Genomic DNA, 24,994 nt, shown 5'->3' with positions numbered 1-24,994 from the left:
GTGGGTTTCTTCACCGAGCTGCTCCTGCTGCCCCTCGCCCCCGTCCGCGGGGTCGTCTGGGTGGGCGAGAAGATCTCCGACCAGGTCGACCACCAGATGAACGACCCCGGCGTGATCCGCGCCCAGATCGACGAGCTGGACGCGGCGTTCGATCGCGGCGAGATCACCGAGGAGGAGCGCGACGAGCAGCAGGAAGTCCTGCTGCAGCGCCTCGTGGGCGGGGGTGGCGGGTGACCCGCTCCGCCGACCGCGAGCAGACCGACGACGGCGGGGAGAGGCCGAAGCGCCGGTCCCGCCGCACGTCGGGCGACGCGGGCGCCGGCGACCAGGAGCGTCCGCGTCGCCGCCGTCGCGCCACCGAGGACACCACCGAGGACGAGGCGGCCGCCGAGCGGTCGAACGGTGACGGCGCGGGGGAGAAGGAGCGCCCGCGCCGTCGCCGTCGCGCCGAGGGGTCCGGGGAGGGCTCCGACGCCCCGGAGCAGGAACGACCCCGGCGGCGCCGGGCGACCGAGCAGGGTGAGCAGGAACGGCCGCGCCGGAAGCGCCGTCCCGCGGGGTCCGACGAGGGCTCCGGGGCCGACCAGGAGCGGCCCCGCCGACGTCGGTCGAGTGGCTCCGACGACCAGGAACGCCCGCGACGCCGTCGTCGCGGCGACGCCGACGACGCGCCGGCCGACGCCGGGGGCCAGGAGCGGCCCCGCCGCCGGCGCCGCCGTGAGGAGGAGCCGGCGCCGGAGCCGCCGGCGGCCGAGGCCGACGAGGATCTCGACGAGGACCTCGACGACGAGCCCGACGACGTCGACGACGAGCCCGAGGACCTCGACGACGTCGACGACGTCGACGACGAGGCCGAGGACCTCGATGACGAGGCCGAGGACCTGGACGAGCCGGAGGACACCGCGGAACCCGAGCCGGAACCCGAGCCGGAACCCGAGCCGGAGCCCGAGACGCCCAAGCGCATCCCCGCGCGCAAGATCGCGCGGTGGGCCGCCGAGCAGGTGCAGGAGATGAGCGGCAAGGAGAGCGAGGCGGTCACGTCGGTGCGGCGCACCGACGACGGCTGGGTCGTGTCGCTCGAGGTGGTCGAGAGCCGCAAGATCCCCGAGACCAGCGACATCCTCGCCATCTACGAGGCGGAGATGGACACCGACGGCGAGCTCATCAGCTACCAACGCACCAAGCGCTACACCCGGGGACGCGGCGACGACGAGTGACGGTCGGGGGGACCACACGAGAGGGACACACCATGAGCGACCCGGTGCGCTGGACCGGGCAGATGCCACCCGCCCCCAACCAGGCCGGCGGTCGCCAGCCGGCCCGGAGCGGCGGCGGTGGCGACGGCACGAACCTCGCCGACATCCTCGAGCGGGTCCTCGACAAGGGGATCGTGATCGCGGGGGACATCCAGGTCAACCTGCTCGACATCGAGCTGCTGACCATCAAGTTGCGGCTGGTCGTGGCCTCGGTCGACCGGGCCAAGGAGATGGGCATCGACTGGTGGGAGCGCGACCCCACGCTCTCCTCCGGGCACGCCGAGCTCGAGGAGGAGAACCGCCGCCTGCGCGAGCGGCTCGAGGCGCTGGAGGGCGGCGACGGCCGTGCGGCCCTCGAGCGCGGTCGGGACGGCGAGGGGTCGGCCGATGCCGACGCGGCGGACGAGCTCGAGGACGAGGACGAGGCCGGCGGGGACGACCTCGACGACCGGGTCGAGGAGGACGTCGAGGAGGACGAGCCCGAGCCCGAGCCGGAGCCCGTCAAGCCGCGGCGGAAGCGGAGGACGAGCGGGTGAGCGACACGCTGACGTACGTCTACGCGATCGCGCGCGACGTCGACCCTGCCGTCGTGCGCGGGCTCGGCGGGGTGGGCGGCCGGCCGGTGCGCGTGGTGGCGGTCGGCCGGCTGGGCGCGGTGGTCAGCGACGCCGACCGCGCCGAGTTCGAGGAGCGGGCCCTGGAGGAACGTCTCGAGGACCTCGAATGGCTCGCGGCCACCGCGCGGGCGCACCACCACGTGGTCGACACCCTGGGTCGCGACCACCTCGTCGCGCCGCTGGCGCTGGCCACGGTCTACTTCGACGACGACCGGGTGCGCGCCGTCCTCGACGAGGGCCGCGCGACGTTCGACGCCGTGCTCGACCGGCTCGCCGGACGCGCCGAGTTCGGCCTCAAGGTCTACGCGCGCAAGGGCGGCCGGAGCAGCACCGCGACGACGGAGCGGGCGGCCTCGGGCGCCGAGTACCTGCGTCGTCGCCGCCAGGCGCTGCGTGAGGGCGACAGCGCGCTCGACGAGGCCCGCGAGGCCGCCGAGCAGGTCGACACCGCCGTGACCGAGTTGGCGGCGGCCTCGCGCAGCCACCGTCTGCAGGACGCGACGCTCTCGGGCACCTCGGAGCCGATGGTCCTCAACCGTGCCTACCTCGTGCCCGTCGAGCGCGCCGGCGAGCTCGCGGCCCTGGTCGGCTCCCTGGCCGAGCACCCCCGCATCCGCGTCGAGGTCACCGGGCCGTGGGTGCCCTACTCGTTCGCCCAGGCCGACCCGTGAGCGAGCCGGAGTCCTTCGAGCTGACGCCCCGCTCGACCTCGCTGTTCGGGGACGAGGAGGTCGCGCTCGTCGACCTGCTCGACCGCCTCCTCGCGGGCGGGGTCGTGCTGGTGGGGGACCTGACGATCTCGCTCGCCGGCGTCGACCTCGTCCGGATCTCGCTGCGTGCCCTCATCACGTCGATCGCACCCGTCGAGCGGCCGGGCACGCTCGCGGCGCGGGCCGAGCGCGCCGACCGGGAGCTGGAGGCCGGCGATGGCTGAGCGCCCGTCCACCGGTCCGCGCATCGAGATCGACAAGGACGAGGTCCGGCGCGACCTCATGAAGCTGGTGCTCACGATCGTCGAGCTGCTGCGACAGCTCATGGAGCGCCAGGCGATCCGGCGCGTCGAGCAGGGCGACCTCACCGAGCAGGAGGAGGAGGACCTCGGCACGTCGCTGATGCTGCTGGCCGAGGCGATGGACGAGCTCACCGAGCAGTTCGGGCTGACGCCGGCCGACCTCAACCTGGATCTCGGGCCGCTCGGCCCGCTGCTGCCGCGCGAGCGCTGAGCAGCGCCGATCGGGCGGACTCCCCTCCGGTGCCGCGGGGTACTCGGGGTCCATGACCAGCGCTCAGCGTCCGAGCAGCACGCCCTCCAGCCCCACGCCGACCGCCACCTCCGTCAGCGGGGCCGCCGGCGACCCGACCACCGTCGAGGGCACCACCGAGGTCCTGCCGTCGGTCGTGCAGAAGGTGACGGCCTACGCGGCCCGCGAGATCCCCGGTGTGGTGGCCCTCGGGGGCAGCGCGTCGCGGGCCGTGGGCGCGGTCCGCCAGACGCTGACGGGCAACACCGAGAACACCGCGGGTGTGCGTGTCGAGCTCGCCGACCAGCAGGCCCGCATCGGCCTGGACGTGGAGATCGAGTACGGGGTCGGGGCGCGGGAGCTGGTCCGCGCGCTGCGCCGCCACGTGCCCAAGGCCGTCGAGGAGATCGCCGGTGTGACCGTCGTCGAGCTCAACATCGTCATCACCGACGTGCACCTGCCGGGCGCCGACACCGACGCCGACGGCGGCGCGGCGCCGCCCCCGCCGCCCGCGAGCCTGTGACGGCGGGTCAGCCCCCGAGCTCGGCCCGCCGGGCGCGGCACGCCTCGATGGTCGGGAGCATCCCGGCCTCGCGGGCCTCGACGAGGGTCGGTGCCTCGCGGTCCTTCCCGGACAGGACGAGGTCCCCCGCCGCCACGTACCGCTCCCACGGCAGCCCGAGGGCGGGGTCGAGCGGGTCGACACCGTGCTCGGCGGCCGGGTCGTAGGGCGTGGAGCAGAGGTAGCTGGTCACGGTGCCGTCCTCGAGCGCGAGGAACGCGTGGCCGAGGCCTTCGGAGAGGTAGACCGCGGTCATCGTCGCGGGGTCGAGGCGCACGGCCTCCCACCGGCCGAACGTCGGTGAGCCGGTCCGCAGGTCGACCACGACGTCCAGGACCGAGCCGGCCACGCAGTGGACGTACTTCGCCTGCCCCGGCGGCACGTCGGCGTAGTGGATCCCCCGCAGCACGCCGCGGCGCGAGACGCTGGTGTTGGCCTGGGCCAGCTCCAGCGGGTGCCCCACGGCGGCCCGGAAGTGCTCGCCCTGGAAGGGCGCGGCGAACAGGCCACGGGCGTCGGGGAAGACCGGTGGGGTGAACCTCCAGGCGCCGGGCACGGCGAGCTCCTCGGTCTCCACACCGCCGGAGCCTAGGGACGTGCGTGGGAGGATCGTCGGCACGCCCTGCCGAGGGGGACCAGCCGAGGGAGACGATGAGTACGGTTCTGGTGACGGGCGCGGCGGGGTTCATCGGGTCGAACGTCGTGCGGTACTGGCGCGCGGCGCACCCGACCGACCGGGTGGTGGCGCTGGACGCGCTGACCTACGCGGGGGTGCGGGGCAACGTCGAGGGCCTCGACGGCGTGACGTTCGTGCACGGCTCGATCGCGAACACCGAACTGGTGGAGCACCTGCTGCGCAGCCACGGGGTGGACGTGGTGGTGAACTTCGCCGCGGAGTCGCACAACTCGCTGGCGATCCTGCGGCCGAGCGACTTCTTCGCCACCAACGTGATGGGCACCCAGGGGCTGCTGGAGGCGGTGCGACGGGTCGGGGTGTCGCGGTTCCACCACGTCTCGACCTGCGAGGTCTACGGCGACCTCCCGCTCGATGTCGACGCTGCGTTCACCGAGGACTCGCCGTACCGTCCGCGGACGCCGTACAACGCGGCGAAGGCCGGCGGCGATCACGTGGTGCGCGCCTACGGGCTGACCTACGACGTCCCGGTCACGATCACCACCTGCGCGAACAACTACGGGCCCTTCCAGTTCCCGGAGAAGGTGATCCCGCTGTTCACCACCCGCGCGCTCGCGGGGGAGCCGCTGCCGCTGTACGCCTCGACGAAGAACCGTCGGGAGTGGCTGCACGTCGACGACCACGCCCGGGCGATCGACGCGGTGGTCCACCATGGCCGGGTGGGCGAGACCTACAACGTCGGGTCCGGCCACGAGGTCGACATCGAGGGCGTCGCCGACACGATCCTCGACACCCTGGGGCTGGGTCCGGACCTGAAGACGATCGTGCCCGACCGGCCCAGCCACGACCGGCGCTACCTGCTCGACAGCTCCAAGCTTCGCGCCGAGCTGGGGTGGGCCCCGCAGGTCGGCTGGGACTCCGGGATCGCGGCCACCGTCGACTGGTACCGCGACAACGAGGCGTGGTGGCGCCCGCTGCTCGGCCGCTCACCGGTGGTCGAGGGCGCGGGCTGGTCGGGCCCGTGAAGGGGATCGTGCTGGCCGGTGGGTCGGGCACGCGGCTGCACCCGGTGACGCGGGCGGTGTCCAAGCAGCTGCTGCCGGTCTACGACAAGCCGATGATCTACTACCCGATCTCGGTGCTGATGCTCGCCGGTGTCCGCGACATCCTGGTCATCTCCACCCCGGTCGACCTGCCCGCGTTCCGGCGGCTGCTCGGCGACGGGTCCGACCTCGGGGTGAACTTCTCCTACGCCGAGCAGGAGGCCCCCAACGGGCTGGCCGAGGCGTTCCTCATCGGCGCCGAGCACGTCGGCGATGACACCGCCGCGCTCGTGCTCGGGGACAACATCTTCCACGGCCAGGGCTTCGCCACCATCCTCGCCGAGCAGGTCATGCGCCTGGAGCGCGAGAAGGGCTGCGTGCTGTTCGGCTATCCCGTGCGCGACCCCGGCCGGTACGGGGTCGGGGAGGCCGACGAGACCGGCCGGCTGCTCTCGGTCGAGGAGAAGCCGGCCCACCCGAGGTCGAACCGGGCGATCACGGGGCTGTACTTCTACGACAACGACGTGCTCGACATCGCCCGCGCCCTGACCCCGTCTTCACGCGGCGAGCTGGAGATCACCGACGTCAACCAGGCCTACGTCGCCCGCGGCGACGCGCGCCTGATCGACCTCGGCCGGGGGTTCGCCTGGCTCGACACGGGTACGCACGAATCGCTCATCGAGGCCAGCCAGTACGTCCAGGTCCTCGAGCACCGCCAGGGCGTGCGCTTCGCCTGCCTCGAGGAGATCGCCCTGCGCCAGGGCTGGATCACCCCGGACCAGGCCCACGTGCTCGGCGAGCGCCAGGCCAGCTCCGGCTACGGCGAGTACGTCATGGACATCGCCCGACGAGCCCGCCGGGCCGGAGCCGGCGGGGGCTAGTGCTTCTCCACGGGCTCGGTGCCGAGGAAGTCCTGGTAGTCCTGGGGGAGCTGGCTGGTGAAGTTCTGCCATTCACCGTCGGTCAGGGCCGTCTCGAGACCCTTGGCGATGGACCGGGCGTGCTGGCGCGCCTGGGCCACCGTGACGCCCTCGCCCTCCTGCTCGGCGATGCGCTCGTAGAAGGTGTCGACGCCGAACCGCTCGCCGCCACCCTCGTTCGGCAGCGCGTCGGCGAGGCTCCCGGGCAGTTGCGAGGCCAGATCCTTGGCCTCGCCACCCTCGAGCCGCTGGCCGAGGACGGTCAGGGTGGCCTTGATGGCCCGCTCGGCGCTCCGGTTGTCCGGCAGCCCGAGGCTCTCCTTGACCGCCGAGACGAACTCGTGCTCCTGCATCGTTCTCCTCTCGCGTCGTGTCCTGGCCGCCCGGGTGCCCGCGCTCCGGCGCCGTTCACACGTCGCGATCGACCGACCCGTCAGACGAGGGCCTGGAAGAAGTCGACGATCGCGGCGGCGAAGCCCACCAGGATCGCGAGGATGGCGGTGACCGTGGCCGCCGCCGTCTCGGGCGAGCTGATGATCCAGAACAGCACGAGGGCCAGGACGAGAAGCCCTACCACACGTTGCATGCTCCGCACCGTAACCGTCGTGATCGTGTCCGTCACGTCGGACCGGGTCTTGCGGAGGCAGATTCCGCGCAACAGGAGACGCCGATGCGCCGGACGGCGCAGTCGCGCTCAGGCGTCGTCGAGGCGCGCCGAGAGACCGCGATTGAGCTCGGACACCTCCAACGTGCGCGGACCCTCGGAGAACGTCGCGGACGCGATGACGCCGTAGTTCACGACCACGGCCTGGGTGTCGGTGAACGCGTAGCGCTGCACCTCGCCGTCGGTGATGAGCTGCTGGAACCGCGTGACGACGGATTCGAGGTCCTCCTCGAACTTCAGGGTCAGCGGGATCTGCGGCAACGAGACGTAGACCGTCACGATTCTCCTCCACGTGATCCGACCGGCAGAATGGTGAATACGCCGGGCGCCACATCGAAATTGCTCCGAGTGCCGCGCATCGGGACCACGGCGGTTACCGATCCTAGATCGGGACACACACCGGGTGTCCTCGACGGGGAGGGTGCCATGGAGATCGACGGTGTCGAGGTCTTCGAGGAGCAGGAGGACTACGGCTACTCCTGGCACTGGGACGACCCGCGCGGGTTCCAGTCCGAGATCCTCTGGCAGCGCGAGGTCGGCCACCTGAGCCTCGGGACCCGCCAGCTGCCCGGCGGTTGGGTGCACAACCGCCTCGACCCGAACGCGTGGGGCTCCGCCCGCACGATCTACGAGGCGCGTCAGGTCGTGGAGGCGTACGTGACGCAGGCGGCGGCGAAGCCGGGCTGACCGCGGGCGGCGTGCAACATCATGGAGTGAACGGGGTACCCGACGCGCCACCACCGCTCGTCCCGACACCCCGGGAGGCCTCCATGGCGCACGGCGTCGCCCACCAGCTCATCGCGTCCCACCTGGTCGACGGGGAGATGACGCCCGGCCAGGAGATCTCCCTGCGCATCGACCAGACGTTGACGCAGGACGCGACGGGCACGCTGGTGATGCAGGAGCTCGAGTCGCTCGACCTCGACCGGGCCAGGACCGAGGTGTCGGTGCAGTACGTCGACCACAACCTGCTGCAGGCCGACGAGAAGAACGCCGAGGACCACGCCTACCTCCGCTCGGCGTGCCGGCGCTTCGGGCTCTGGTACTCCAAGGCGGGCAACGGCGTCTCACACCCGACGCACATGCAGCGGTTCGGCAAGCCGGGCAAGACGATGATCGGGTCGGACTCGCACACCCCGGCCTGCGGCTCGCTGGGCATGCTCGCGATCGGCGTCGGCGGCCTCGAGGTGGCGCTGGCGATCACCGGCGAGCCGCTGTCGATCAAGATGCCCGAGATCTGGGGTGTCGAGCTCACCGGCGAGCTGCCGCCCTGGTGCTCGGCCAAGGACGTGATCCTCGAGATGCTGCGCCGCCACGGCACCAAGGGCGGCACCAACCGGATCATCGAGTACCACGGGCCCGGGCTCGCGACGCTGACCGCCATGGACCGCCACGTCATCGCGAACATGGGCGCCGAGCTCGGCGCGACGACCACGGTGTTCCCCGCCGACGAGGAGGTCCGCCGGTTCCTCGCCGGTGAGGGCCGCGAGGAGGACTACACGGAGCTCGTCGCCGAGGAGGGCACCGAGTACGACGTCACCGAGGCGATCGACCTGTCGCAGATCGAGCCGTTGATCGCGAAGCCGTCGTCGCCGGCCAACGTCGTCCCGGTCAGCGAGGTCGTCGGGACCCCGGTCGGCCAGGTGGTCATCGGGTCGTCCGCCAACCCCGGCCTGCGGGACTTCGCCATCGCCGCGCACATCGTCGACGGGCGGCAGACCCACCACGGCGTGAGCTTCGACGTCAACCCGACCTCGCGCCCGATCCTCGCCGACCTCACCCGCTGGGGCGGTACGACCTCGCTCATCGCCGCCGGCGCCCGCATCCACCAGTCCGGCTGCATGGGCTGCATCGGCATGGGCCAGGCCCCCGCGCCGGGCACCAACTCGCTGCGGACCTTCCCGCGCAACTTCCCCGGGCGCTCCGGCGGCGGGCCCGACGACCAGGTGTGGCTCTGCTCGCCGGAGACTGCGGCGGCGAGCGCGCTGCGCGGCGAGATCACCGACCCGCGCGTGCTCGCCGAGGAGCTCGACCTCAAGTGGGGCGACCTGGGGCTGCCCGAGCCGACGGTGATCCCCGGCATGCTCGAGGAGCCGCCGCCGGCCGAGGAGGCCCGCCACGAGGAGCTGGTGAAGGGCCCGAACATCTCGGGGCTGCCGGAGTTCGACCCGTTCCCCGACTCCTTCGAAGTGCCGGTGCTGCTCGCGGTCGGCGACGACATCTCCACCGACGACATCTCGCCGGCCGGGGCCGAGGCGCTGCCCTACCGCTCGAACATCCCGGCGCTCGCGCGGTTCGCGTTCACCCGGATCGACCCGGACTACCCGCAGAACGCCGAGGAGATCAAGGACTCGACCGGCCACGCCATCGTCGGCGGCGCCAACTACGGCCAGGGATCGTCCCGCGAGCACGCCGCGATCTGCCCGCGCTACCTGGGCCTGCGGGTCGTCATCGCCGAGTCGTTCGCCCGCATCCACTGGCAGAACCTGGCCAACTTCGGGATCCTCGCGCTCGAGTTCACCGACGCGGGCGACCGGGAGAAGATCTCCCAGGGGGCGACGCTGTCGTTCTCCGGCCTGCACGAGCAGCTGCAGAACGGCACCGAGGTCACCGCGCAGGTCGACGGTCAGGACATCACGCTGCGCCACAGCCTCTCGGACCGTCAGGTCCGGATGGTCCTCGACGGCGGGCTCATCCGGCAGCTGGCGGAGCAGAAGGGCTGACCTCGGGCTCGGTGCGGCCGCTGCCGGGCCGCATCGAGGTCGGGGCGCGGCACCTCGATACGCTGCACGTATCGCGACCGCCAATGAGGAGCCGCCCGTCCGTCGTCATCGACCCCGTCCGGGCGCTCGGCGCCTCGTGGGCACGGCGAGCGCCGGGGTGCTGCTCTCTGGGCTGATCGTCAACGTCTACCTGGCGGTCGTGGCGCGCATCCTGCCTCCGACGGAGTACGCGACGTTCGGAGCGTTCTGGGCCCTGGCTCTCGTGGTGGCCTTCGGAGCTTTCCTCCCGCTCGAGCAGGAGCTTGCCCGGCGGCTGTCGCGGTCCGTGGACCGTCGTGCTCTCCTCAGGGCGGCCGCCGGAGCAGCGGGTGTACTCGCCGGCCTCTCCCTGGCGGCCCTCCTGTTCGCGACGCCGTTGGTACGACGGTCTCTTGACGGGAACGTCTCGCTGTTCCTCGCGCTCGTCGTGTTGTGCGTCGTGTCGGCGGGCCAGTTCCTCGTGCGCGGGACACTCATCGGCACCGACCGCCTCGTCCGCCACGCGGCGGTCATGGTGCTGGATGCTCTGCTGCGCCTCGGCCTGGCGATCGTGGTCTTCCTCCTCGGCGGGGCTGACGCCGCCGCCTTCTGCTGGGCCCTCGTGGCGGCGATCGCCCTCGCACACCTGCCCCAGCTCCCCGCGATCTGGCGGCGGGCAGTCGTCGATGCGCCGGCCGCGCGAGCACAGAGCGAGGTCACCACCCGCCGGGTCACCGCGGCGTGCCTGCCCCTGCTGCTCGGCTCGGTGTGCGCGCAGCTGCTGCTCAACGGACCGCCGGTGCTGGTGGTCGCGCAGACCTCGGAAGACGCGGAAGCAGCGGCCGGTGCCTTCGTCGCGGCGTTTACCTTGATCAAGGCGCCGTTGGCCATGGTGATCCCGCTCCAGTCGGCTGTCGTCCCCACCCTCACACGCCTCATCGCCGACGGCAGGCGCCAAGAGGTGCTCGCGCTGCTGATCAGGGGCGGAGCAGTGCTGGTCGGCCTGATCGCCGTGGCAGTGCCCGCGATGACCTGGCTGGGCCCCTCGATGATCACGCTGATCTTCGGCGAGGATTACGCGGTGGGCGGGACGGACCTCGCCCTCATGGCGGCCGGTGTGCTTGCCCACGTCGGCCTCGTCGTGGTCACCCAGGTGCACGTCGCCCGCGCCACCCACGGGATTGTGGCGCTGAGCTGGACAGCGGCCCTTGCCACCGCGGGGCTCGTCTTCGCGTTGGTCCCCGAACCCGTCCTCGCCGCCGAGGTGGCGTTCCTCGTCGGCTCGGTGACGGGTGCCTTGGTCAGCAGTGTGGTGCTGACCGTGATGCGCCGTCCTGAGAGGAGCATCCCCTGAAACACGACGACGATACGTACGACGAGGACTACTACCGGTTCAACGGGCAGGCCGAGGACCGGCCCGCGCTGAGGCTGTACACGCGGCTCGTGGAGCGGTACACCGAGAGTGGTCCCTACCTCGACTTCGGTTGCGGCACCGGGCACCTCGTCCGGCGCCTGTCGGCGCTCGGCCCGGCCGCCGGGTTCGAGGTGTCCGAGTACTCCGCGGGCCAGGCCCGGCGCAATGCCCCCGGCTGTGCCATCCACACGGACGCAGCCGACCTGCCATCGGCCGGATTCGGGGCACTCACCGCCATCCACGTGCTCGAGCACCTGACCGACGAGATCGCCTTTGAGACCCTCGCCACCTGGCGGCGAGTGCTCCGCCCCGGCGGACAGGCCCTGGTCGTCATGCCCGACCCCGCAGGACGAGGGCGTCGGTTGGCCGGGCAGGCGTGGATGGGCTTCGCGGACCCGACGCACATCAATCTCAAGTCACACGCCGAATGGCGGTCGTTCCTCACCCACCAGGGATTCGTGGTCGAACGGGAGGGCAGCGACGGGCTGTGGGACGTGCCCTACAGCCGGTGGCCGAAGCTGCTCGACGCCGCCGTGCACGCCGTACCCGCGTTCGTCCAGTTCCTGTCCGGACGGATGCTGCTGCGCCCGGGAAGCGGCGAGTCCTCGCTGTTCGTCGTCCGGCGGGTCTGACCCGGCCACATCGCTCCGAATCAGGGAGCACCCGGCACGACGCGACGGTCGAGGCTCAGCTCGTAGCCGCCTGCCGGGTAGGGCTGGCGGAAGTCGAAGACCTGAATGTCGTCGATCTCGTCGCCGACGTCCCGAATGCGCGTGACGAGCAGCGTGACGTCCGCCTCGCGCTGCGCGTGCCCCAGCAGGCCGCCTCGATTCGGATCGAAGGTCCAGTCGCTGAAGGCGGCCTCGGGTGTTGGCCCGAAGCCGATCGCTGCGACGGCGGGTTCGGTGATCCCGTGCTGCTGGCGCGGCTGGCGTTGGCAGGGAAACAGGGCCTTCATCTGCCACGCGACGCCGACCGGGCCGTCGGAGGGCAGGAACTGCGTGAGCGGCACCCAGCGACCCTCCAATGGTGCGGTGAAGGCCAACCAACCACCCGTGGTGGTGCTCTCGTCGACGGCGATCAGACGGACGACGTCGGCGTCGGCTGGCGGGGCGGTCTCGTCGAGCAGCGCCACGGACCGCCAAGCAACGGAGTTCTCCTCGGCCGCGATCGACCGCGTTCCGGTCGGCGTGAACCCCTCGCGGGTCTCGCGCCCGTACTCCGCGCTCAGGGAGACGTCGTCGCCGATGCGCCCGGACATCAGAACGCTGAGCCCGAGGTCCGGTGACGGCTGCGGAAGTCGGAACCAGTCGGTCGTGAATCTACCGGTCCGCGCGTCGGCGTTCGCGCCCTCCCGGGGAACGAGGAAGCTGCCCCACACCGGCACCTCGGACGGCAGGCTCGGTGGCGGCGGGCTGGTGGGCAGCACGGCCCCGGGCACGAACGGCTCGGTGCGCGACTCGGGTGGGGGAGCGTCCGGAGCGTCCAGAGGCACCAGCGGTGGTGGCGGGGCTGTGCCGGGTGGTGCGGCCCGTGGCAGCGCCCGGACGTCGCCACGGTCGAGGACATCGATCTGTCCGGCCAGCCCGCAGCGCGTGCCGGTCGGGTCGCGCAACGCGTCGATCTGGGGCGACCACGTGTCCGAGGTCCGGTACGCGGCGCGGATGTGGTCGCCGAGCGTCCAGCCGGCGAACACCACGAGGAAGACACCGACCATCAAGGGGACCGCCACCCCGAGCGCGAGACGGCGCCACCGTGGAGCGCGGAGGTGGGCGACGAGCGCGACGATGCCGGTGACCCCGACGAGCCCGAGCGCCCACCAGAGCGGCTGATCGAACTCCAGGCCTCGGAACGAGGGGTAGTCGCCGTACGCCGGCATGCCCAGCCCCCAGGCGAAGGGCCACAGGTCCCGACCGTGCCCGGCCAGGGCGAAGACGAGCACCGCCGAGACCGCGGTGGCGAGGAGCGCCGCGGGGGGAACCCGGCGCTCCCGGTCGAGGTCGGCGAGCAGGCGCGGCCCGACGACCAGGAGCAGGGCCAGGAAGACCGCGCCGATCCCGGCGAAGGCGCCGAAGTGGTGGGACGGCTTGCTGGGGGTGGGCAAGAGCAGGACGAACGCCAGGAGTGTGGCCCACCCGACCAGGGGGAGACGCCGCGGGACGACGAGGTCGCGCACGCGTGACGCGACGACGAGCGCGAGGAACCACACGAGTGCCAGGAGGCAAATCAGCACGGCAGCGCGGCGGGCGTAGGACCCGAAGTGGGAGGCGGGATCGAGGAGGCCCGCGTACCGGCCGAGCTCCTGGTACCAGGTCTGGGCCCGCTGGATGGGCGCGAAGATGTCCTGGGCGCGGACGAAGTCGCGGTAGGCTCCGTCGGCGAAGCCGAGCAGGCTCCCGACAGCACCCGGTGCGAGCACCACCACCCACCGGCCGGCCGCCGACCACCAGGTCCCCGAGCCCTCCCGGATGAGCCGCCATACCGCGGGCGTCGCAGCGATCAGCGGCGCGAGCGCGATGAAGCCGGTCGGCGCGGCCATCAGTCCGACCGTGGCGAGTCCGACCGCCAGCCCGAGCAGCACGAGGCGGCGCCGCTCGAGCCCCTCGGCGACGGCGACCAGCGCGGCGAGCGTGAAGAACGCGACCACGGGTTCCGGGCGCACGCCCATGCCGTAGGGCAGCCACCAGGCGAGAAAGGCCGCGGCCAGGGCGGCGCGCGCGAGGGCGGGAGTCCAGCGCCCTGGCTCTCGCTCCGGGCCGCGGAGTGGCGTGCGGGCCACGAACGCCCGAGCCAGGAACCAGGTCCCCAACCCGAGGACGAGGGCGGGGAGCCGGAGCACCACCGGGGCGACCCCGAAGGTGGTCTGCCACCAGGACAGCACGTAGTAAGGCCAGGAGAAGGGTGTGAAGCCCTGGTTGTAGAGCTGGTAGTAGTTCGGGACGTACCCGGAGAAGGGCACGTTGGCCGCCATGGCGCTGTAGTAGCCGTCGTCGTCGGTCATCGAGGCGACGAATAGCCAGACGAGCAGCACCGCCGGCACCACCAGGTCCACCACGCGCGGGAGCAGACGCCGGATCCCCCCGAGCGATGTGACCCGCCGCGACACCCATGCAGCGACGCGTTCCCCGGGTGGACCCCGGTCGCGCTCGGCCTGGCTCGGGTGCCCGGTGTGCACGGCGAGGAGGGACATGGCGACCGCTCCGACCGCCAACGCCAGCACCGTCACCACGATCAGGGCGGACTTGGCCGGCGCCGGCGTGTGGTCGAACACGTCATCGAGCGTCATGCGCACCGACAGGTCGTCGGTGGTCGCGTCCGGCGACCCCGGCACCGAGGTGCGCAGCGCGTCGACCTCGGGCAAGGCGCTGAGCGGTTCCGGGATCGGCTCCAAGTCGGGTAGCTCGCCTGCGTCCGACTCGGACGGCTCGTCCGAGGCCGGTAGCGGTTCGCGGGTCGGGGCCGTCGAGACCACGGAACCGTCGAGGAGGACCTGCATCGCCGCGCCGTCACCGCGGATCACAAAATCGCAATCGTCGGTCGGAAGCGGACCGGCGAACAGGTTCTCACCGCCACTGCGGATACTCACCTCGCCCTCGCGCGACCGGACGATCAACGCCTCCCTCGCTGCGTCCGGCGATGCCGGGCCCATGGTCGAGACCACGACGCCGTCGGGCGCCGTCGCTGCGGCCCGCGCGGCGCGGCAGCTGAACCGGACCTCGATGTCGGCGGGCCGGTAGGCCGTCAGCAACAGCATCGTCGGGGCGGGAGCGCGAGGGTCGGGCGGCCAGCGAACCTCGGGGGTGCTCACGCTGACGGGCATGAACGGCAGGAGCAGCGCACCGACAATCGCGATCAGACCGGTGACCACCGCGAGCCCGCGAGTGACCTTGAGGAGGCGGGATCCGGAATGCGGGGGGACGCCGCCGGCGGCCGAAGCCTGCTCCCGAGGCCGGGCGTCCGTGCTCAACCGTCTCCCACCTGATCGCGCCGAGTGATCCCACGCTAACCGCCCGCTGTACGGGCGCTGTACGACGGCCTCGTATCCTCGACGTCAGCGAACGGGACGGAACGGACGGACGACGGTCGGAGGTCGAACAGTGCCGGAGCGCCCGTCGCCCGTCGAGAACGACCTCGTCGTCGTCCTGACCTACTACGCGCCCTACGTCTCGGGCCTGACCAACGTCGCTCGCGATGTCGCCGAGGGTCTCGCGGCACGGGGGTGGCGGGTCTGCGTCGTCACCAGCAAGCACGACCCCGCGCTGCCCACCCACGACGAGCTGAACGGGGTGCGGATCGTGCGGGCCCCGGTGCTCGCGCGGGTGGGCAAGGGCACCATCGGCATCAACCTCACCCGGATGGCCCTCTACGAGATGCGCCGCTCACGGGTGGCCAATCTCCACCTGCCGTTGATCGAAGCGGGCGTGCTGAGCCGGCTTTCGCCGATCCCGGTGGTGTCCACCTACCACTGCGACGTCACGTTGCCGCCCGGGCTGATCAACGACCTGCAGCGGCGCGCGATCGACCGGGCGAGCACGGGCGCCCTCCGTCGCTCCGCGGCCACGGTGGTGAGCAGCGAGGACTACGCACGGAACAGCCGTTTGTGGTCGGTGATCCGGCCGGCCCTGACTGCGATCCCGCCGCCCTGCATCCCCTGCGGCGAGGGACGACCCGCCTTCCGGGACGGTCCCGGCTTCCACGTCGGCTTCTTGGGGCGGCTGGTGGAGGAGAAGGGCGTCGAGCACCTCGTAGACGCGTTCCGCGCCCTCGACGATCCCGACGCCCGCCTGCTCATCGGCGGGGACTACCTCGGAGTCGCGGGTGGGAGCGTCGTGGACCGCATCCGCCGGCACGCCGGGGACGACCCACGAATCTCACTGCTGGGTTTCGTGCCCGATGACCGCCTGGACGACTTCTACGCATCCCTCGACGTCATCGCCCTGCCGTCGGTGAACGCGTTCGAGGCCTTCGGCATCGTCCAGGTCGTCGCCATGCGGGCCGGGGTCCCGGCTCTCGCCAGCGACCTTCCCGGCGTGCGCACGGTGGTCGGGACCACCGGGTTCGGCGAGATCGTGCCGCCCGGGGACGCCGCCGGTCTGACCGCCGCTCTCGCACGGTTGCGCGACGACCCGCCCGACGCCGAGGCCGGCCGCGCCGCGGCCGTGGAGCACTTCGGCGTCGACACCGTGCTGGACGCGTACGAAGCCGTCTTCATCAAGGCCGCCGACCGATGAGTGGCACGCACCCCCGCGAGGAGCGCGCGATGGGCTTCGACGACGTCTCGAGGACCTGGACCCGCCTCGGCGAGGAGGACCCGATGTGGGCTGTCCTCACCGACGCCGAGAAGTCCGGCGGTCGGTGGCAGGTCGAGGACTTCCTCTCCACCGGTGTCGTCGAGATCGAGGCCGTGCTCGCGCGTCTCCACGAGCTCGGGGTCTCACCGTCCCGGGATCGTGCGCTCGACTTCGGGTGTGGCGCGGGCCGGTTGAGCCACGGTCTCGCCCGAGCCGGGTTCGAGGAGGTGCTCGGCCTCGACATCTCACCGACGATGCTCGCGAGCGCCCGACGGACCGTCGACGCGCCCGCCTGTCGGTTCGAGCAGGTCACCGGCGCGGATCTCGCCGGGGTGGAGACGGACTCCGTGGACCTTGCGTACTCGTGCCGGGTCCTGCAGCACATGCCGCCCCCGCTGGCCCAGGCGTACATCCGCGAGTTCCACCGCGTGGTGCGTTCCGGCGGGGTCGTCGTCTTCCAGCTGCCCACGGGCCCGGCCCTCACGCCCGCCGGTTTCGCGTTGCGACTCTTGCCCGGTCCGGTTGCCATCCGGCTACGCCGGGGCATGGAGATGCACGGGACGCCGGAGGCCGACGTCCGGGACCTGGTGGAGGGGCTCGGGGCTCGAGTCCTGACCGCCGATCCCGACACGAGCGCCGGACCTCGGTGGCGGAGCCGGCTGTACGTGACGGCGACCGCCTGCTGAGCCATCACGATACGAGCAGGCGCTGCGGGTTCACACCAGGTACACCGGCGCCGCGACCTGACCCGTCAACGTCGCACCGCTCAGCGAGCCCCGATCGTCGCGTGTCGACCGATCACTTCCGCAGTTCGAGGCGACTGGACTACTTCTTGACGCAGATGCATGGGCCACGCCGGGCCGGGGACGCAGCCCGGACGTCTGGGTGCACTAGCCTCGGAGGCCAACCGTCCACTGGGGGCACGACATGACCTCTCCGTATCCGGGTACGGAGGACGCCTGGGTGATCATTCCGGTCTTCAACGAGGCAAGTGTCGTCGCGGGTGTCGTCGAGGAGGTCCTGCAGACCTTCCCGCACGTGGTGTGCGTGGACGACGGCAGCAGCGACCACTCAGTATCGGAGATTCTCAAGACCGACGCGCACCTAGTCCGACACCCCACCAACCTCGGCCAGGGCGCAGCGCTGCAGACCGGGCTCGCTTATGCACTGCGCCGCCCCGGCGCGCAATTCTTCGTCACCTTCGACTCGGACGGCCAGCACCGTGTCGAAGACGCACGCGCCATGGTCGACGTGGCGCGCGACGGGGACGGGGACGCGGACGTGGTGCTGGGGTCGCGGTTCTTGAACCACGCCCGCGATATCCCGGCCCTCAAGCGCCTCGTGCTCCGGACAGTCATGGCCCTGAGCGTCGCCGGCCGCCGGCTCCGCCTGACCGACGCGCACAACGGCCTGCGGGTGTTCACCCGCGCACCCGCCCAGGACATCCGGATCACCATGAACGGGATGGCGCACGCGTCCGAGATCGTCTCTTATCTCGCGCGGCGCCGGTGGAAGGTCGTCGAGGTCCCCGTGAGCATCCGGTACACGGACTACTCGCGCAGCAAGGGTCAGTCCCTGATCAACGGGGTGAACATCCTGTTCGACCTCTCGATTCGACAGCGTGGAGCCTGAGGTGCTCGTCAAACTCATCCTGATCGCGGCGGTCCTCGGCCTTTTCGTCGCGTTCCTCCGAAGCAAGCCGGGTGTACGGATCCAGGCCGGCAAGCGGGTGGCGGTCATCCTCTTCGCCGCCGTCAACATCTACGCCATCGTGCGCCCCGGGGACGTCAGCGCCGTTGCAAATCTGATCGGCGTCGGCCGTGGCGCCGACCTCGTCCTCTACGCGCTGGTCATCGCCTTCCTCATGGGGATGCTGAACTTCTACGTGCGGTTCAAGGCTGTGGACCAGCGGTTCACCGCGCTCGCCCGCGCCATGGCGTTGCGCGAGGCCGAGGCAATCAACCGGGAGCGTTTCCCGGACGACGACGTGTGCGCCTCGACCGCCGTGGGCCCGGGCCGAGGCGACGCGGAGCGCGGCTAACGATGTCCCTCGAGCGTCGCGGATCGACCCTGTGGACCGGGCACGTCTCATGACCGGCGACCCGACCCTGCAGTCGCTGCCCCGGCAGGCGACCTCGGCGCCGCGAGACGGTCCACCGGTACCGCCCACGGCGATCAGCCGGAGTTCGCCGTGACCGGCGTCGACGCCGGGAGCGGCCCCGCCGCCCCACTGCGGCTCCGGCCGGTGTGGTTCAGCACTGGGCTCTCCATGGCGCTGGGGCTGGGCCTCGTCGGGCTGGCGGGCTACGCCTTCGTGGCCATCGTCGGGCGGGTCTTCGGTGCGGGAGCGGACCCGAACGACCTGACTGCCCTCACGTCGATCTACCTCCTGACGAACATCATCGGCCCCGGCCTCTTCGTGGCGCTCGAGCAGGAGATCAGCCGATCAGTTTCGCACCGTTCGGCGACGGGCCGCTCGATCCGCCCGGCTGCGCTCCGAGGCGCGGTACTCGGCGTCGCAATGGCCGCACCGGCGGTGGTGGTGCTCGTCGCTCTCTGGCGGCCTGCTCTTGGGTCGGTGCTCAACCATCGACTGAGCCTGCTCGCCGCTCTGGCCCTCGCCGTCGTTGGCTCTGGCGTCGTCTACTGGACCCGCGGCGTGCTCTCCGGGCAGCAGCGGTTCGTGGCGTACGCCGGGACGCTCCACATCGAGGGCAGTTCGCGCCTCCTGGGACTGGTCGTGTTGCTCGGCCTCGCGACCCAGGTGCCCGAGGCATACGCCTTCGTGTTCGCCGCGGGGGCAGGCATCGCGGGACTGGCGATGGTGACCACGCTGCGCCTCGGGCCACGCCAGGCGTCCGACTCCACCGACCGCATGGGCCGCTCGCTCATGTTCCTCGTCGGCTCCACCCTGTTGATGCAGCTGATCGCGAATCTCGGACCCGTGGTCGTGACCTACCGGATGCCGTCCGACGCCCTCGCCGCGGGCGCGTTCGCCGCGACCTTCGTTATCGCGCGGGTCCCGCTCTTCCTGTTCGCTCCGGTACAGGCCATGTTGCTGCCCGCCCTGACGCGCTCGGTGGCGACCGGCGACCGGAGTGCCTTCCGCAAACGGGTCCTGCAGACGCTCCTCGTCATCGGCGCGTTCGGCCTGCTCGGCGCGGTGCTCGGCGGTACCGTCGGGCCGTGGGCCGTGGGTACGCTCCTCGGTGTCCCGACGCCGCCCGGGCCGCTGGTCCTTGTCCTCCTCGCCGTCGCGACAAGCCTGCTGATGGTCTGTCAGATGCTGCAGCCCGCTCTGGTGGCGGCCGGACGCCAACGGCAGGTCGCCGTCGCGTGGGTAGCGGGTGCGGTGGTGTTCGTCGGCCTCCTGTTCGCGCCCTGGGCGCCAATTACGGCGGCTCTTGTCGCGCAGCTTGCCGGACCCGCCATCACCGTCGCGGTCGCCGGTCTCGCGTTGATCGGTCTGGCCCGCTCCACGGCGGCGGGCACCACCGTGGAGGCCGACGGATCGGCGAGGACCTGATCGTCCGCGACGTCAAGGCGTGGTCGCGACGAATACCGCGTTGGCGGCTTCGTAGGGGTGGCCGTACCGGGCGGCCAGAGCGCGCTCGGCATCGCACTCAACCCAGTCGAAGCGTGACGTACGCACGTAGTAGGTGCTGCGGTCGAGGGCGAACCGGCCCGAGGCGATGTCGGCGTCGAGCCCCGGGTTCCAGTCGATCGGGATCGTCACCAGCATACGACCGCCCGGGGCCAGCAGGCGCTTCAGGTTGTCGAGCGCTTTGGTGGAGCCCTTCGGGTCCTTCTCCGGCTCATCGCAGCGGACGTGCTCGAGGGTGGAGATCGAGACGATGGTGTCGTACTGGGTGTCCGGGCGGAAGGTGATGACGTCGTCGTTGAGGACGCCGCGCACGTTCTGCTCGTAGCGGTCCAGGACCTGGTGGCCGTGGATGCCGTAGTGGCCGAGGACGTTGCCCACCTCGAGCATTCGTCCGAGTTCGCCCGCGGCGAGGAAGTGGCGCGCGATGGCAACCTCGATGGTCCGCTCGTTGCGCCACGTCTGGCCGTAAAGGGAGTACTCGTAGGGGAGCTCGTCGCCGTCGTACGGGAAACGCGCATCGGCACGGCGACGCCTCAGGAGCGGGAGGGTGGCGTGCTCCCACGCTTGACCTGCGAAGAAGCGGGTCGTGTGAGCTGCGCCGTCCTCGTCGAGCATGCGGCGGGCGCGCTTGACGACCCGCGAGGCCTCGACCCGTACCACGCCGACGCTCACCACGCGAGGGAACGTATCACCCTGCGTCCGGAGCCCTTCGCACGCCGTGACAGCTCGCCGATGCAGTACGGACGGTTACGTGACTAGGAGCAGATCGGTGTATGAGGTCCCGGTGTAGACGCCCTCGAGACGTCCGACGGCGTCGGCCGGCACCCGCACGATCTCTTCGCGCCCCAACGACGCCCGGAGGTCCACGACCATGCGGTAGTGGTCCCGGACGACGTCGTGCAGGAGCTCCAGCCCGTTCGCGCGCCGGAGTCCGTACGGCCAGTACTCGATCACGACCGGGACGTTGGCAGCTACGACTGACCGCGCACCTGCCAGCACTTGTCCCTCGTGACCCTGGGTGTCCACCCAGACCACGCCGACGGAGGCAAGGTCGATAGTCCCCGCCTCGACGAGGGAGTCGAGGGTGACGACGTCGACCTGGCTGACCTCTCGGGAAGACTCATCGTAGCGGGCAGGCGTGCCGGAGGTGGCCGACCGCAAACGGTGGTCGCCCCAGTTCGTCCTGCCGTACTCGAGCGTCCCTGTGCCTACTGTGTCGGAGAGCGCAGCGTTGACCGTGATGACACGGTCCTCGAGTCCGTTGGAGATCAGGTTGCATCGGAGGAGCTTGACATTCTCCGGCGCCGGCTCGACGGCGACCGCGCGTGCGGCTCCGAACCGAGCCAGGGCGGGGATCGTCGCTGTCCCGACGTTGGCCCCGACGTCGACGAACGTGCGGCCCCGGAGTCCGTGCCCGGTCCGCTCCTCGATGAGGCCCAGCGCAAACTCCATGACGTCAAGGTCGAACTCGCCCTCGCTGAACGCCGTGGCGCCGATCGCGCGATCGTGCGTGCTGACCAGGTACCGCTCGCCGGCGATCTGCACCGCGACGATCGGGGTGACAGATCGAGCCAAAATGAAGGCCAGACGTCGCCGGATCGCGCGCCGTCCAGCAGTGCTGGCGGCGCGCCCCAACCCCCAGCGGGCCACCCTTCTGATCCGTTGTGGCAACGGCATGTCCCGCAGGGGTACCTCGGGTCGGAGATCGCTGATGTCCGTCCACTCGACCTGGTCGACACTGTTCCCGGACCTCGTCCCACCGTGCCCCGTCGTCACCGTGGCATCCTCCCGCGAGCCCTTCACGAACAACCTGCGGGGCCTATCCCGTGGGCGCCCGAGAGCGCCGGTGCGTCTTGGTACCGTCGCGCCCTTCTCGGCGTTGAGCCCCCGGGGGAACCAGGTGAGCGGATTGCGCGTCCTCGTGGTCACCAGCTATGGCGATCACACCGCGCTCACCGGTGGGCGGCTCCGGCGGGAGAACGTGGTGCTGGGTCTCCGCGAGAGCGGTCACGTCGTCGAGCGGGTGACCGTATCGGCGCGCCCTGGTCCCCGATCCGCGGTCGGTGCGGCGCGACTCGCGGCGACGAGCGGGTTCCGGCGACGTGCACGCTCCGCAGACGTCGTCGTGCTGGCGGACGTGTTCTGCCTGCCGACGATGCCGGTCCTCCGCCGGCTCGGCGTACCGGTACTGGTCGATCTCGTCGACAGCCCCTACCGGCTCGTCGGATCCGCGCCACGCGTCTCCTGGCGCGACCGTATCTCCGCCTTCGCGCAGGAGGCTCAGCTCGTACCGGTCATGCAGGTGCTGCTACCGATGGCGGACCGCGTCACCTACATCTCGGACGAAGACGTTCGGGTCGACGCCGGTCGGGTCCGACGGATGCCCGCGACGAGCATCGTGCCCAACGGCGTCGACACCGGGTTGATGAACGAGGAGCCGCTCGCACCGCCCGACGACGGATACATCGCCTGGCTCGCCGACTGGGACTACCCGCCCAACCGGGAGTCGCTGCAGTGGTTCGTCCACGAGGTGGGCCCTCACCTGCCGGACGCTCTCCTCCGGCTGGTTCGCCTGTTCGGCCACGGCGATCCCTGGCCCCGGGCGATCGCGGACGAACCGACACGTCGCGTGGCCGCGCTCGTCGAGCGCGCGGGCTTCGTCGACGACCTTGCTGACGTCTACCGTGGCGCTCGAGCCGTAATCGCGCCGGTGACCCGGGGCGCAGGGGTCAACAACAAGGTGGTCGAGCCGCTGGCAGCCGGTCGACCCCTGCTGACCACCTCCGTCGGCGTTCGGGGCCTCCCGGACGCCGTCCGTGACGTCGTGCGGGTCGCCGACGACGGGTCGAGGTTCGCGCTGTACCTCACGGAGATGGCGGCCGAGGACTGGGACCGTGACGGGGCCGCGGCGGGTCGAGGATCCGTGGCCATAATGAGTTGGCGGCGCTCTGCAGAGGCCATGAACGTGGCCCTGCACGCGGTCGTCGCCGAAGCCGTGTCGCGTCAGGGACCGGTTAGCCGATAGATCACGAAGTCAGGGTTCTGGTAAACGAGCTGCAGAGATGGGACTCGACCGAGGTCATCGAGCCCGGGTTGCCTGGTGGCGCCCTCACGCAGGAATCCCTGGCCCAGCACGACCCAGCGTACGTCCAGGCGCTCCGCCGCGGCGCGCACCGCGGGAGCGGTGGCGTACTCGTCGAACCGTTGGCTCAGGAGCGTGACGTCGGGGTCGACCTGCGACTGGTTGTAGTGGCCGGCCACTGGGAGCGCTCCACCGAGCGCGTACATCCACACCGAGCCGTCGCCCGTGTCATTCATCACGCGCTCGCCGGGCCGGACGAGGCTGCCGAGCACCCGGAAGCCCTCGACCTCAGCCGAGGAGACCGCCGGGCCCTCGCCGGTGTTCTTGGTCATGAGGGCCTGGTTCCGCGCGAGGTAGTCCCCGCCGGTGGCCCCGACGAGCGCGACGAGGAGCAGCCCCGCCGTCGACGCGCCGACGACGACGTCGTACCGGCGTGCCCGCAGCCCAGGGACCATCCGGTACGCGAGGCCGATTCCCGCGTCGTGGACCTGCTGCAGCCCGTGCCCCACTAGCACGCAGAGTGGGATGGTGGCGACGCCGATGAGCCGGAACCTGTCGTTCCACCAGGGACGCGTGACGGCCTCGACAATGGGTGCGTCGCTGGCGAAGGCGGCCACGAACAGGCCGACGAACAGCAGCCCCGGCAGGACGATCCAGCGCAGGGCGTCGAGGCGCAGCCAGCACAGTGCGCCGAGCAGAAGCAGCAGCACGAACCACACCTGAACGCTGTCGGCGGCGTGGCTGAAGAGCAGCGCCTCGCCCACCCCGGTGGCCGCCGACCCGGCTTCGGGCCAGTCGGTGGAGCCCTCGCCAACGCTGGCGAGCGAGCTCAGAAGGTGCGGCAGCAGCGCCGCGACGGCGACGACTGCGGCGATCCCGAGCGAGGCGAGATCGCCTGGGATGCGTCGCGGCGAGCGCAGCCACGAGGACGCGATCATCGCTGCGGCGAACGGGGCGGCCGCGATGAAGGCGCCGGGGTGCAGCGCGTAGAGGCCGCACGCCCCGAGGGCGAGCGGGACCAGCGTCGGCAGTCGCCGGGGCACGCGGGGCGCGGCGAGGTAGTCGATCAGCACGACGAGCAGCGCGGGGATGAGCGCGACGCCCGCCGCGAAGGGCAGGAGCGGGCCCCGCCAGAGCATGTCGTAGAACGACGAGATTCCGACTGCGACCACCGCCGACGCTGCGGCGAGCAGGCCCCGGGTCCCGAGCCGGTGGCAGAGTGCAGCGATGCCCAGCGCCAGGATGCCGGGGATCAGCAGGGTGTGGGCGTTGAGGATCGACGGGATGTCCCGACCCGTCAGGTCGCTGATCGACGCGCCAATCAGGTGGTAGGCGTTCGGGTAGTACGGCGAGGGGACGCTGCCGTACCAGTTGATCTGGCTCATTCCCGTCAGCCCGCCGTCGCCGGTGCGGGCGATCCACGCGATGCCATTGGCGTGGAACGCGGCGTCCCAATCCTGGGGGATGGTCGTCAACCGGCGGATACCGCCGAGGACCGCGCCCGCACCGATGAGGGCGGCGACAGCGACGGCCAGGCCGACGCCGACCGTCGTGACGCGTGACCACGGGGAGCACACGACGTCGTCGGGGTCGGCCCAGCGGCGGGTCAGTCGCCGGACAGAGAACCCGAGCAGCGCCGTGAGGACCGCGGCCCCCAGGAGGCTCAGCGGGCTCCACGGCAGCCCGAGCCCTGAGCTGACCGGTCCGGCGACCCCGGCGATGCCGTAGGTGGCGAGAGGAGCGACGGCGAGCGCCGTCCAGCCGCGGCTGCCGGACGCCAGCAGCGCCCCCAAGCCGGGGAGCCAAAGGACGACGACGTAGAGGAGGATGATACCCACGTCTCCCCACGTCACCAGGGGAAACGTCATCGTTCCTCCTCGCGCTCCGGGCCCCGGGCAGCCTATGAGAACGCGGGCGCGCCCGGC

General features: G+C 71.5%; 27 protein-coding genes. 19 read left to right on the top strand and 8 right to left on the bottom strand.

What is annotated here, in order from left to right; genetic code table 11:
* The 7 genes from C8D89_RS14090 to C8D89_RS14060 are packed head-to-tail and all read left to right on the top strand — an operon-like array spanning window position 1 to window position 3,637.
* Entirely contained in the window at window positions 1-234 is a 234-nt protein-coding gene (locus C8D89_RS14090) for a gas vesicle protein GvpG (RefSeq protein ID WP_116708743.1), read from the top strand.
* Window positions 231-1,217, top strand: coding sequence for a gas vesicle protein GvpO (gene gvpO / locus C8D89_RS30250; RefSeq protein WP_243418088.1), 987 nt, complete (start codon window positions 231-233; stop codon window positions 1,215-1,217). The genes C8D89_RS14090 and gvpO overlap by 4 nt, the downstream gene beginning before the upstream one ends.
* Before the next feature lie 32 nt (window positions 1,218-1,249).
* On the top strand, window positions 1,250-1,792 hold the full coding sequence (locus tag C8D89_RS31115; protein WP_116708742.1) for a gas vesicle protein: 543 nt from the start codon (window positions 1,250-1,252) through the stop codon (window positions 1,790-1,792).
* Entirely contained in the window at window positions 1,789-2,544 is a 756-nt protein-coding gene (locus C8D89_RS14075; RefSeq protein ID WP_207787215.1) for a GvpL/GvpF family gas vesicle protein, read from the top strand. The genes C8D89_RS31115 and C8D89_RS14075 overlap by 4 nt, the downstream gene beginning before the upstream one ends.
* Entirely contained in the window at window positions 2,541-2,807 is a 267-nt protein-coding gene (locus tag C8D89_RS14070; RefSeq protein WP_423717017.1) for a gas vesicle protein, read from the top strand. Before C8D89_RS14075 ends, C8D89_RS14070 begins: the two co-directional genes overlap by 4 nt.
* The gene (locus tag C8D89_RS14065) at window positions 2,800-3,096 is read left to right on the top strand and encodes a gas vesicle protein K (RefSeq protein ID WP_207787214.1); all 297 of its coding nucleotides are present in this window, start codon (window positions 2,800-2,802) and stop codon (window positions 3,094-3,096) included. Before C8D89_RS14070 ends, C8D89_RS14065 begins: the two co-directional genes overlap by 8 nt.
* Before the next feature lie 52 nt (window positions 3,097-3,148).
* Complete coding sequence (locus C8D89_RS14060; protein ID WP_116708741.1) at window positions 3,149-3,637, top strand: Asp23/Gls24 family envelope stress response protein; 489 nt, start codon at window positions 3,149-3,151, stop codon at window positions 3,635-3,637.
* 7 nt (window positions 3,638-3,644) lie between these two features.
* On the opposite strand, the gene C8D89_RS14055 is transcribed toward C8D89_RS14060, so the two are convergent.
* Window positions 3,645-4,253 (bottom strand): dTDP-4-dehydrorhamnose 3,5-epimerase family protein, encoded by a 609-nt coding sequence (locus C8D89_RS14055; protein ID WP_116708740.1) that lies wholly within the window; start codon window positions 4,251-4,253, stop codon window positions 3,645-3,647.
* 74 nt (window positions 4,254-4,327) lie between these two features.
* On the opposite strand from C8D89_RS14055, the gene rfbB reads away from it, so the two are divergent.
* Window positions 4,328-5,335: a dTDP-glucose 4,6-dehydratase gene (rfbB, locus tag C8D89_RS14050; protein ID WP_116708739.1), complete on the top strand. Its 1,008-nt coding sequence runs from the start codon at window positions 4,328-4,330 to the stop codon at window positions 5,333-5,335.
* On the top strand, window positions 5,332-6,234 hold the full coding sequence (gene rfbA, locus C8D89_RS14045) for a glucose-1-phosphate thymidylyltransferase RfbA (protein ID WP_116708840.1): 903 nt from the start codon (window positions 5,332-5,334) through the stop codon (window positions 6,232-6,234). The genes rfbB and rfbA overlap by 4 nt, the downstream gene beginning before the upstream one ends.
* Here rfbA and C8D89_RS14040 read toward each other — a convergent pair.
* From C8D89_RS14040 to C8D89_RS14035, 3 genes are all read right to left on the bottom strand, one after another.
* Complete coding sequence (locus C8D89_RS14040) at window positions 6,231-6,626, bottom strand: DUF2267 domain-containing protein (RefSeq protein WP_116708738.1); 396 nt, start codon at window positions 6,624-6,626, stop codon at window positions 6,231-6,233. The genes rfbA and C8D89_RS14040 overlap by 4 nt on opposite strands.
* Before the next feature lie 80 nt (window positions 6,627-6,706).
* On the bottom strand, window positions 6,707-6,859 hold the full coding sequence (locus tag C8D89_RS29225) for a hypothetical protein (RefSeq protein WP_165825698.1): 153 nt from the start codon (window positions 6,857-6,859) through the stop codon (window positions 6,707-6,709).
* A gap of 108 nt (window positions 6,860-6,967) precedes the next feature.
* A complete protein-coding gene (locus C8D89_RS14035; RefSeq protein ID WP_116708737.1) occupies window positions 6,968-7,216 on the bottom strand; it encodes a hypothetical protein in 249 nt (82 codons plus the stop codon).
* A 147-nt stretch (window positions 7,217-7,363) separates the two neighbouring features.
* On the opposite strand from C8D89_RS14035, the gene C8D89_RS14030 reads away from it, so the two are divergent.
* From C8D89_RS14030 to C8D89_RS14015, 4 genes are all read left to right on the top strand, one after another.
* Window positions 7,364-7,624 carry a hypothetical protein gene (locus C8D89_RS14030; protein ID WP_116708736.1) on the top strand — a complete coding sequence of 87 codons (261 nt, stop codon included), beginning with the start codon at window positions 7,364-7,366 and terminating at the stop codon, window positions 7,622-7,624.
* A gap of 83 nt (window positions 7,625-7,707) precedes the next feature.
* Complete coding sequence (locus C8D89_RS14025) at window positions 7,708-9,660, top strand: aconitate hydratase (protein WP_116708735.1); 1,953 nt, start codon at window positions 7,708-7,710, stop codon at window positions 9,658-9,660.
* 157 nt (window positions 9,661-9,817) lie between these two features.
* Entirely contained in the window at window positions 9,818-11,032 is a 1,215-nt protein-coding gene (locus tag C8D89_RS14020) for a lipopolysaccharide biosynthesis protein (RefSeq protein ID WP_133251911.1), read from the top strand.
* Window positions 11,029-11,724 (top strand): methyltransferase domain-containing protein, encoded by a 696-nt coding sequence (locus C8D89_RS14015; protein ID WP_116708733.1) that lies wholly within the window; start codon window positions 11,029-11,031, stop codon window positions 11,722-11,724. The genes C8D89_RS14020 and C8D89_RS14015 overlap by 4 nt, the downstream gene beginning before the upstream one ends.
* A 20-nt stretch (window positions 11,725-11,744) precedes the next feature.
* On the opposite strand, the gene C8D89_RS14010 is transcribed toward C8D89_RS14015, so the two are convergent.
* Entirely contained in the window at window positions 11,745-14,900 is a 3,156-nt protein-coding gene (locus C8D89_RS14010; RefSeq protein WP_165825696.1) for an arabinosyltransferase domain-containing protein, read from the bottom strand.
* A gap of 289 nt (window positions 14,901-15,189) precedes the next feature.
* Here C8D89_RS14010 and C8D89_RS14005 point away from each other — a divergent pair, with 289 nt between their 5' ends.
* The 5 genes from C8D89_RS14005 to C8D89_RS13985 all read left to right on the top strand — a co-directional run bounded on the left by C8D89_RS14005 (window position 15,190) and on the right by C8D89_RS13985 (window position 19,909).
* Window positions 15,190-16,323, top strand: a complete 1,134-nt coding sequence (locus tag C8D89_RS14005; protein WP_116708731.1) for a glycosyltransferase family 4 protein — start codon at window positions 15,190-15,192, stop codon at window positions 16,321-16,323.
* On the top strand, window positions 16,320-17,069 hold the full coding sequence (locus C8D89_RS14000) for a class I SAM-dependent methyltransferase (protein ID WP_116708730.1): 750 nt from the start codon (window positions 16,320-16,322) through the stop codon (window positions 17,067-17,069). Before C8D89_RS14005 ends, C8D89_RS14000 begins: the two co-directional genes overlap by 4 nt.
* Window positions 17,070-17,346: 277 nt before the next feature.
* Window positions 17,347-18,015 (top strand): glycosyltransferase family 2 protein, encoded by a 669-nt coding sequence (locus tag C8D89_RS13995; protein WP_243418087.1) that lies wholly within the window; start codon window positions 17,347-17,349, stop codon window positions 18,013-18,015.
* A gap of 1 nt (window position 18,016) precedes the next feature.
* Window positions 18,017-18,424 (top strand): DUF2304 domain-containing protein, encoded by a 408-nt coding sequence (locus tag C8D89_RS13990; protein ID WP_207787213.1) that lies wholly within the window; start codon window positions 18,017-18,019, stop codon window positions 18,422-18,424.
* A 150-nt stretch (window positions 18,425-18,574) separates the two neighbouring features.
* Window positions 18,575-19,909 carry a lipopolysaccharide biosynthesis protein gene (locus C8D89_RS13985; RefSeq protein ID WP_116708727.1) on the top strand — a complete coding sequence of 445 codons (1,335 nt, stop codon included), beginning with the start codon at window positions 18,575-18,577 and terminating at the stop codon, window positions 19,907-19,909.
* 12 nt (window positions 19,910-19,921) lie between these two features.
* Here C8D89_RS13985 and C8D89_RS13980 read toward each other — a convergent pair whose 3' ends face one another.
* Together C8D89_RS13980 and C8D89_RS13975 are read right to left on the bottom strand one after the other, a co-directional pair.
* Complete coding sequence (locus C8D89_RS13980; RefSeq protein WP_116708726.1) at window positions 19,922-20,662, bottom strand: SAM-dependent methyltransferase; 741 nt, start codon at window positions 20,660-20,662, stop codon at window positions 19,922-19,924.
* A 72-nt stretch (window positions 20,663-20,734) separates the two neighbouring features.
* Window positions 20,735-21,763: an FkbM family methyltransferase gene (locus tag C8D89_RS13975; protein ID WP_116708725.1), complete on the bottom strand. Its 1,029-nt coding sequence runs from the start codon at window positions 21,761-21,763 to the stop codon at window positions 20,735-20,737.
* A gap of 124 nt (window positions 21,764-21,887) precedes the next feature.
* Between C8D89_RS13975 and C8D89_RS28740 the strand changes: the two genes are divergently transcribed.
* Window positions 21,888-23,012: a glycosyltransferase gene (locus C8D89_RS28740; protein ID WP_133251910.1), complete on the top strand. Its 1,125-nt coding sequence runs from the start codon at window positions 21,888-21,890 to the stop codon at window positions 23,010-23,012.
* Here the strand turns inward: C8D89_RS28740 and C8D89_RS13960 are convergent.
* Complete coding sequence (locus C8D89_RS13960; protein ID WP_133251909.1) at window positions 22,991-24,937, bottom strand: DUF6541 family protein; 1,947 nt, start codon at window positions 24,935-24,937, stop codon at window positions 22,991-22,993. The two genes, C8D89_RS28740 and C8D89_RS13960, sit on opposite strands and share 22 nt — an antisense overlap.
* Between the last annotated feature and the right edge of the window lie 57 nt (window positions 24,938-24,994).

Origin of the sequence: Actinomycetospora cinnamomea, from assembly GCF_003096675.1 — a bacterium.
In the GTDB taxonomy this organism is placed as follows: Bacteria; Actinomycetota; Actinomycetes; order Mycobacteriales; family Pseudonocardiaceae; genus Actinomycetospora; species Actinomycetospora cinnamomea.
The sequence above is the reverse complement of the archived record's forward strand: the minus strand, read 5'-3'. Positions and strand labels throughout refer to the sequence as shown.

Bases quoted from the DNA above. Each gene is read 5' to 3' on its own strand.
- C8D89_RS31115 (WP_116708742.1), top strand. From the start codon at position 1,250: ATGAGCGACCCGGTGCGCTGGACCGGGCAGATGCCACCCGCCCCCAAC.
- C8D89_RS14065 (WP_207787214.1), top strand. From the start codon at position 2,800: ATGGCTGAGCGCCCGTCCACCGGTCCGCGCATCGAGATCGACAAGGAC.
- C8D89_RS14060 (WP_116708741.1), top strand. From the start codon at position 3,149: ATGACCAGCGCTCAGCGTCCGAGCAGCACGCCCTCCAGCCCCACGCCG.
- rfbB (WP_116708739.1), top strand. From the start codon at position 4,328: ATGAGTACGGTTCTGGTGACGGGCGCGGCGGGGTTCATCGGGTCGAAC.
- C8D89_RS14040 (WP_116708738.1), bottom strand. From the start codon at position 6,626: ATGCAGGAGCACGAGTTCGTCTCGGCGGTCAAGGAGAGCCTCGGGCTG.
- C8D89_RS29225 (WP_165825698.1), bottom strand. From the start codon at position 6,859: ATGCAACGTGTGGTAGGGCTTCTCGTCCTGGCCCTCGTGCTGTTCTGG.
- C8D89_RS14030 (WP_116708736.1), top strand. From the start codon at position 7,364: ATGGAGATCGACGGTGTCGAGGTCTTCGAGGAGCAGGAGGACTACGGC.
- C8D89_RS14025 (WP_116708735.1), top strand. From the start codon at position 7,708: ATGGCGCACGGCGTCGCCCACCAGCTCATCGCGTCCCACCTGGTCGAC.
- C8D89_RS14000 (WP_116708730.1), top strand. From the start codon at position 16,320: ATGAGTGGCACGCACCCCCGCGAGGAGCGCGCGATGGGCTTCGACGAC.
- C8D89_RS13960 (WP_133251909.1), bottom strand. From the start codon at position 24,937: ATGACGTTTCCCCTGGTGACGTGGGGAGACGTGGGTATCATCCTCCTC.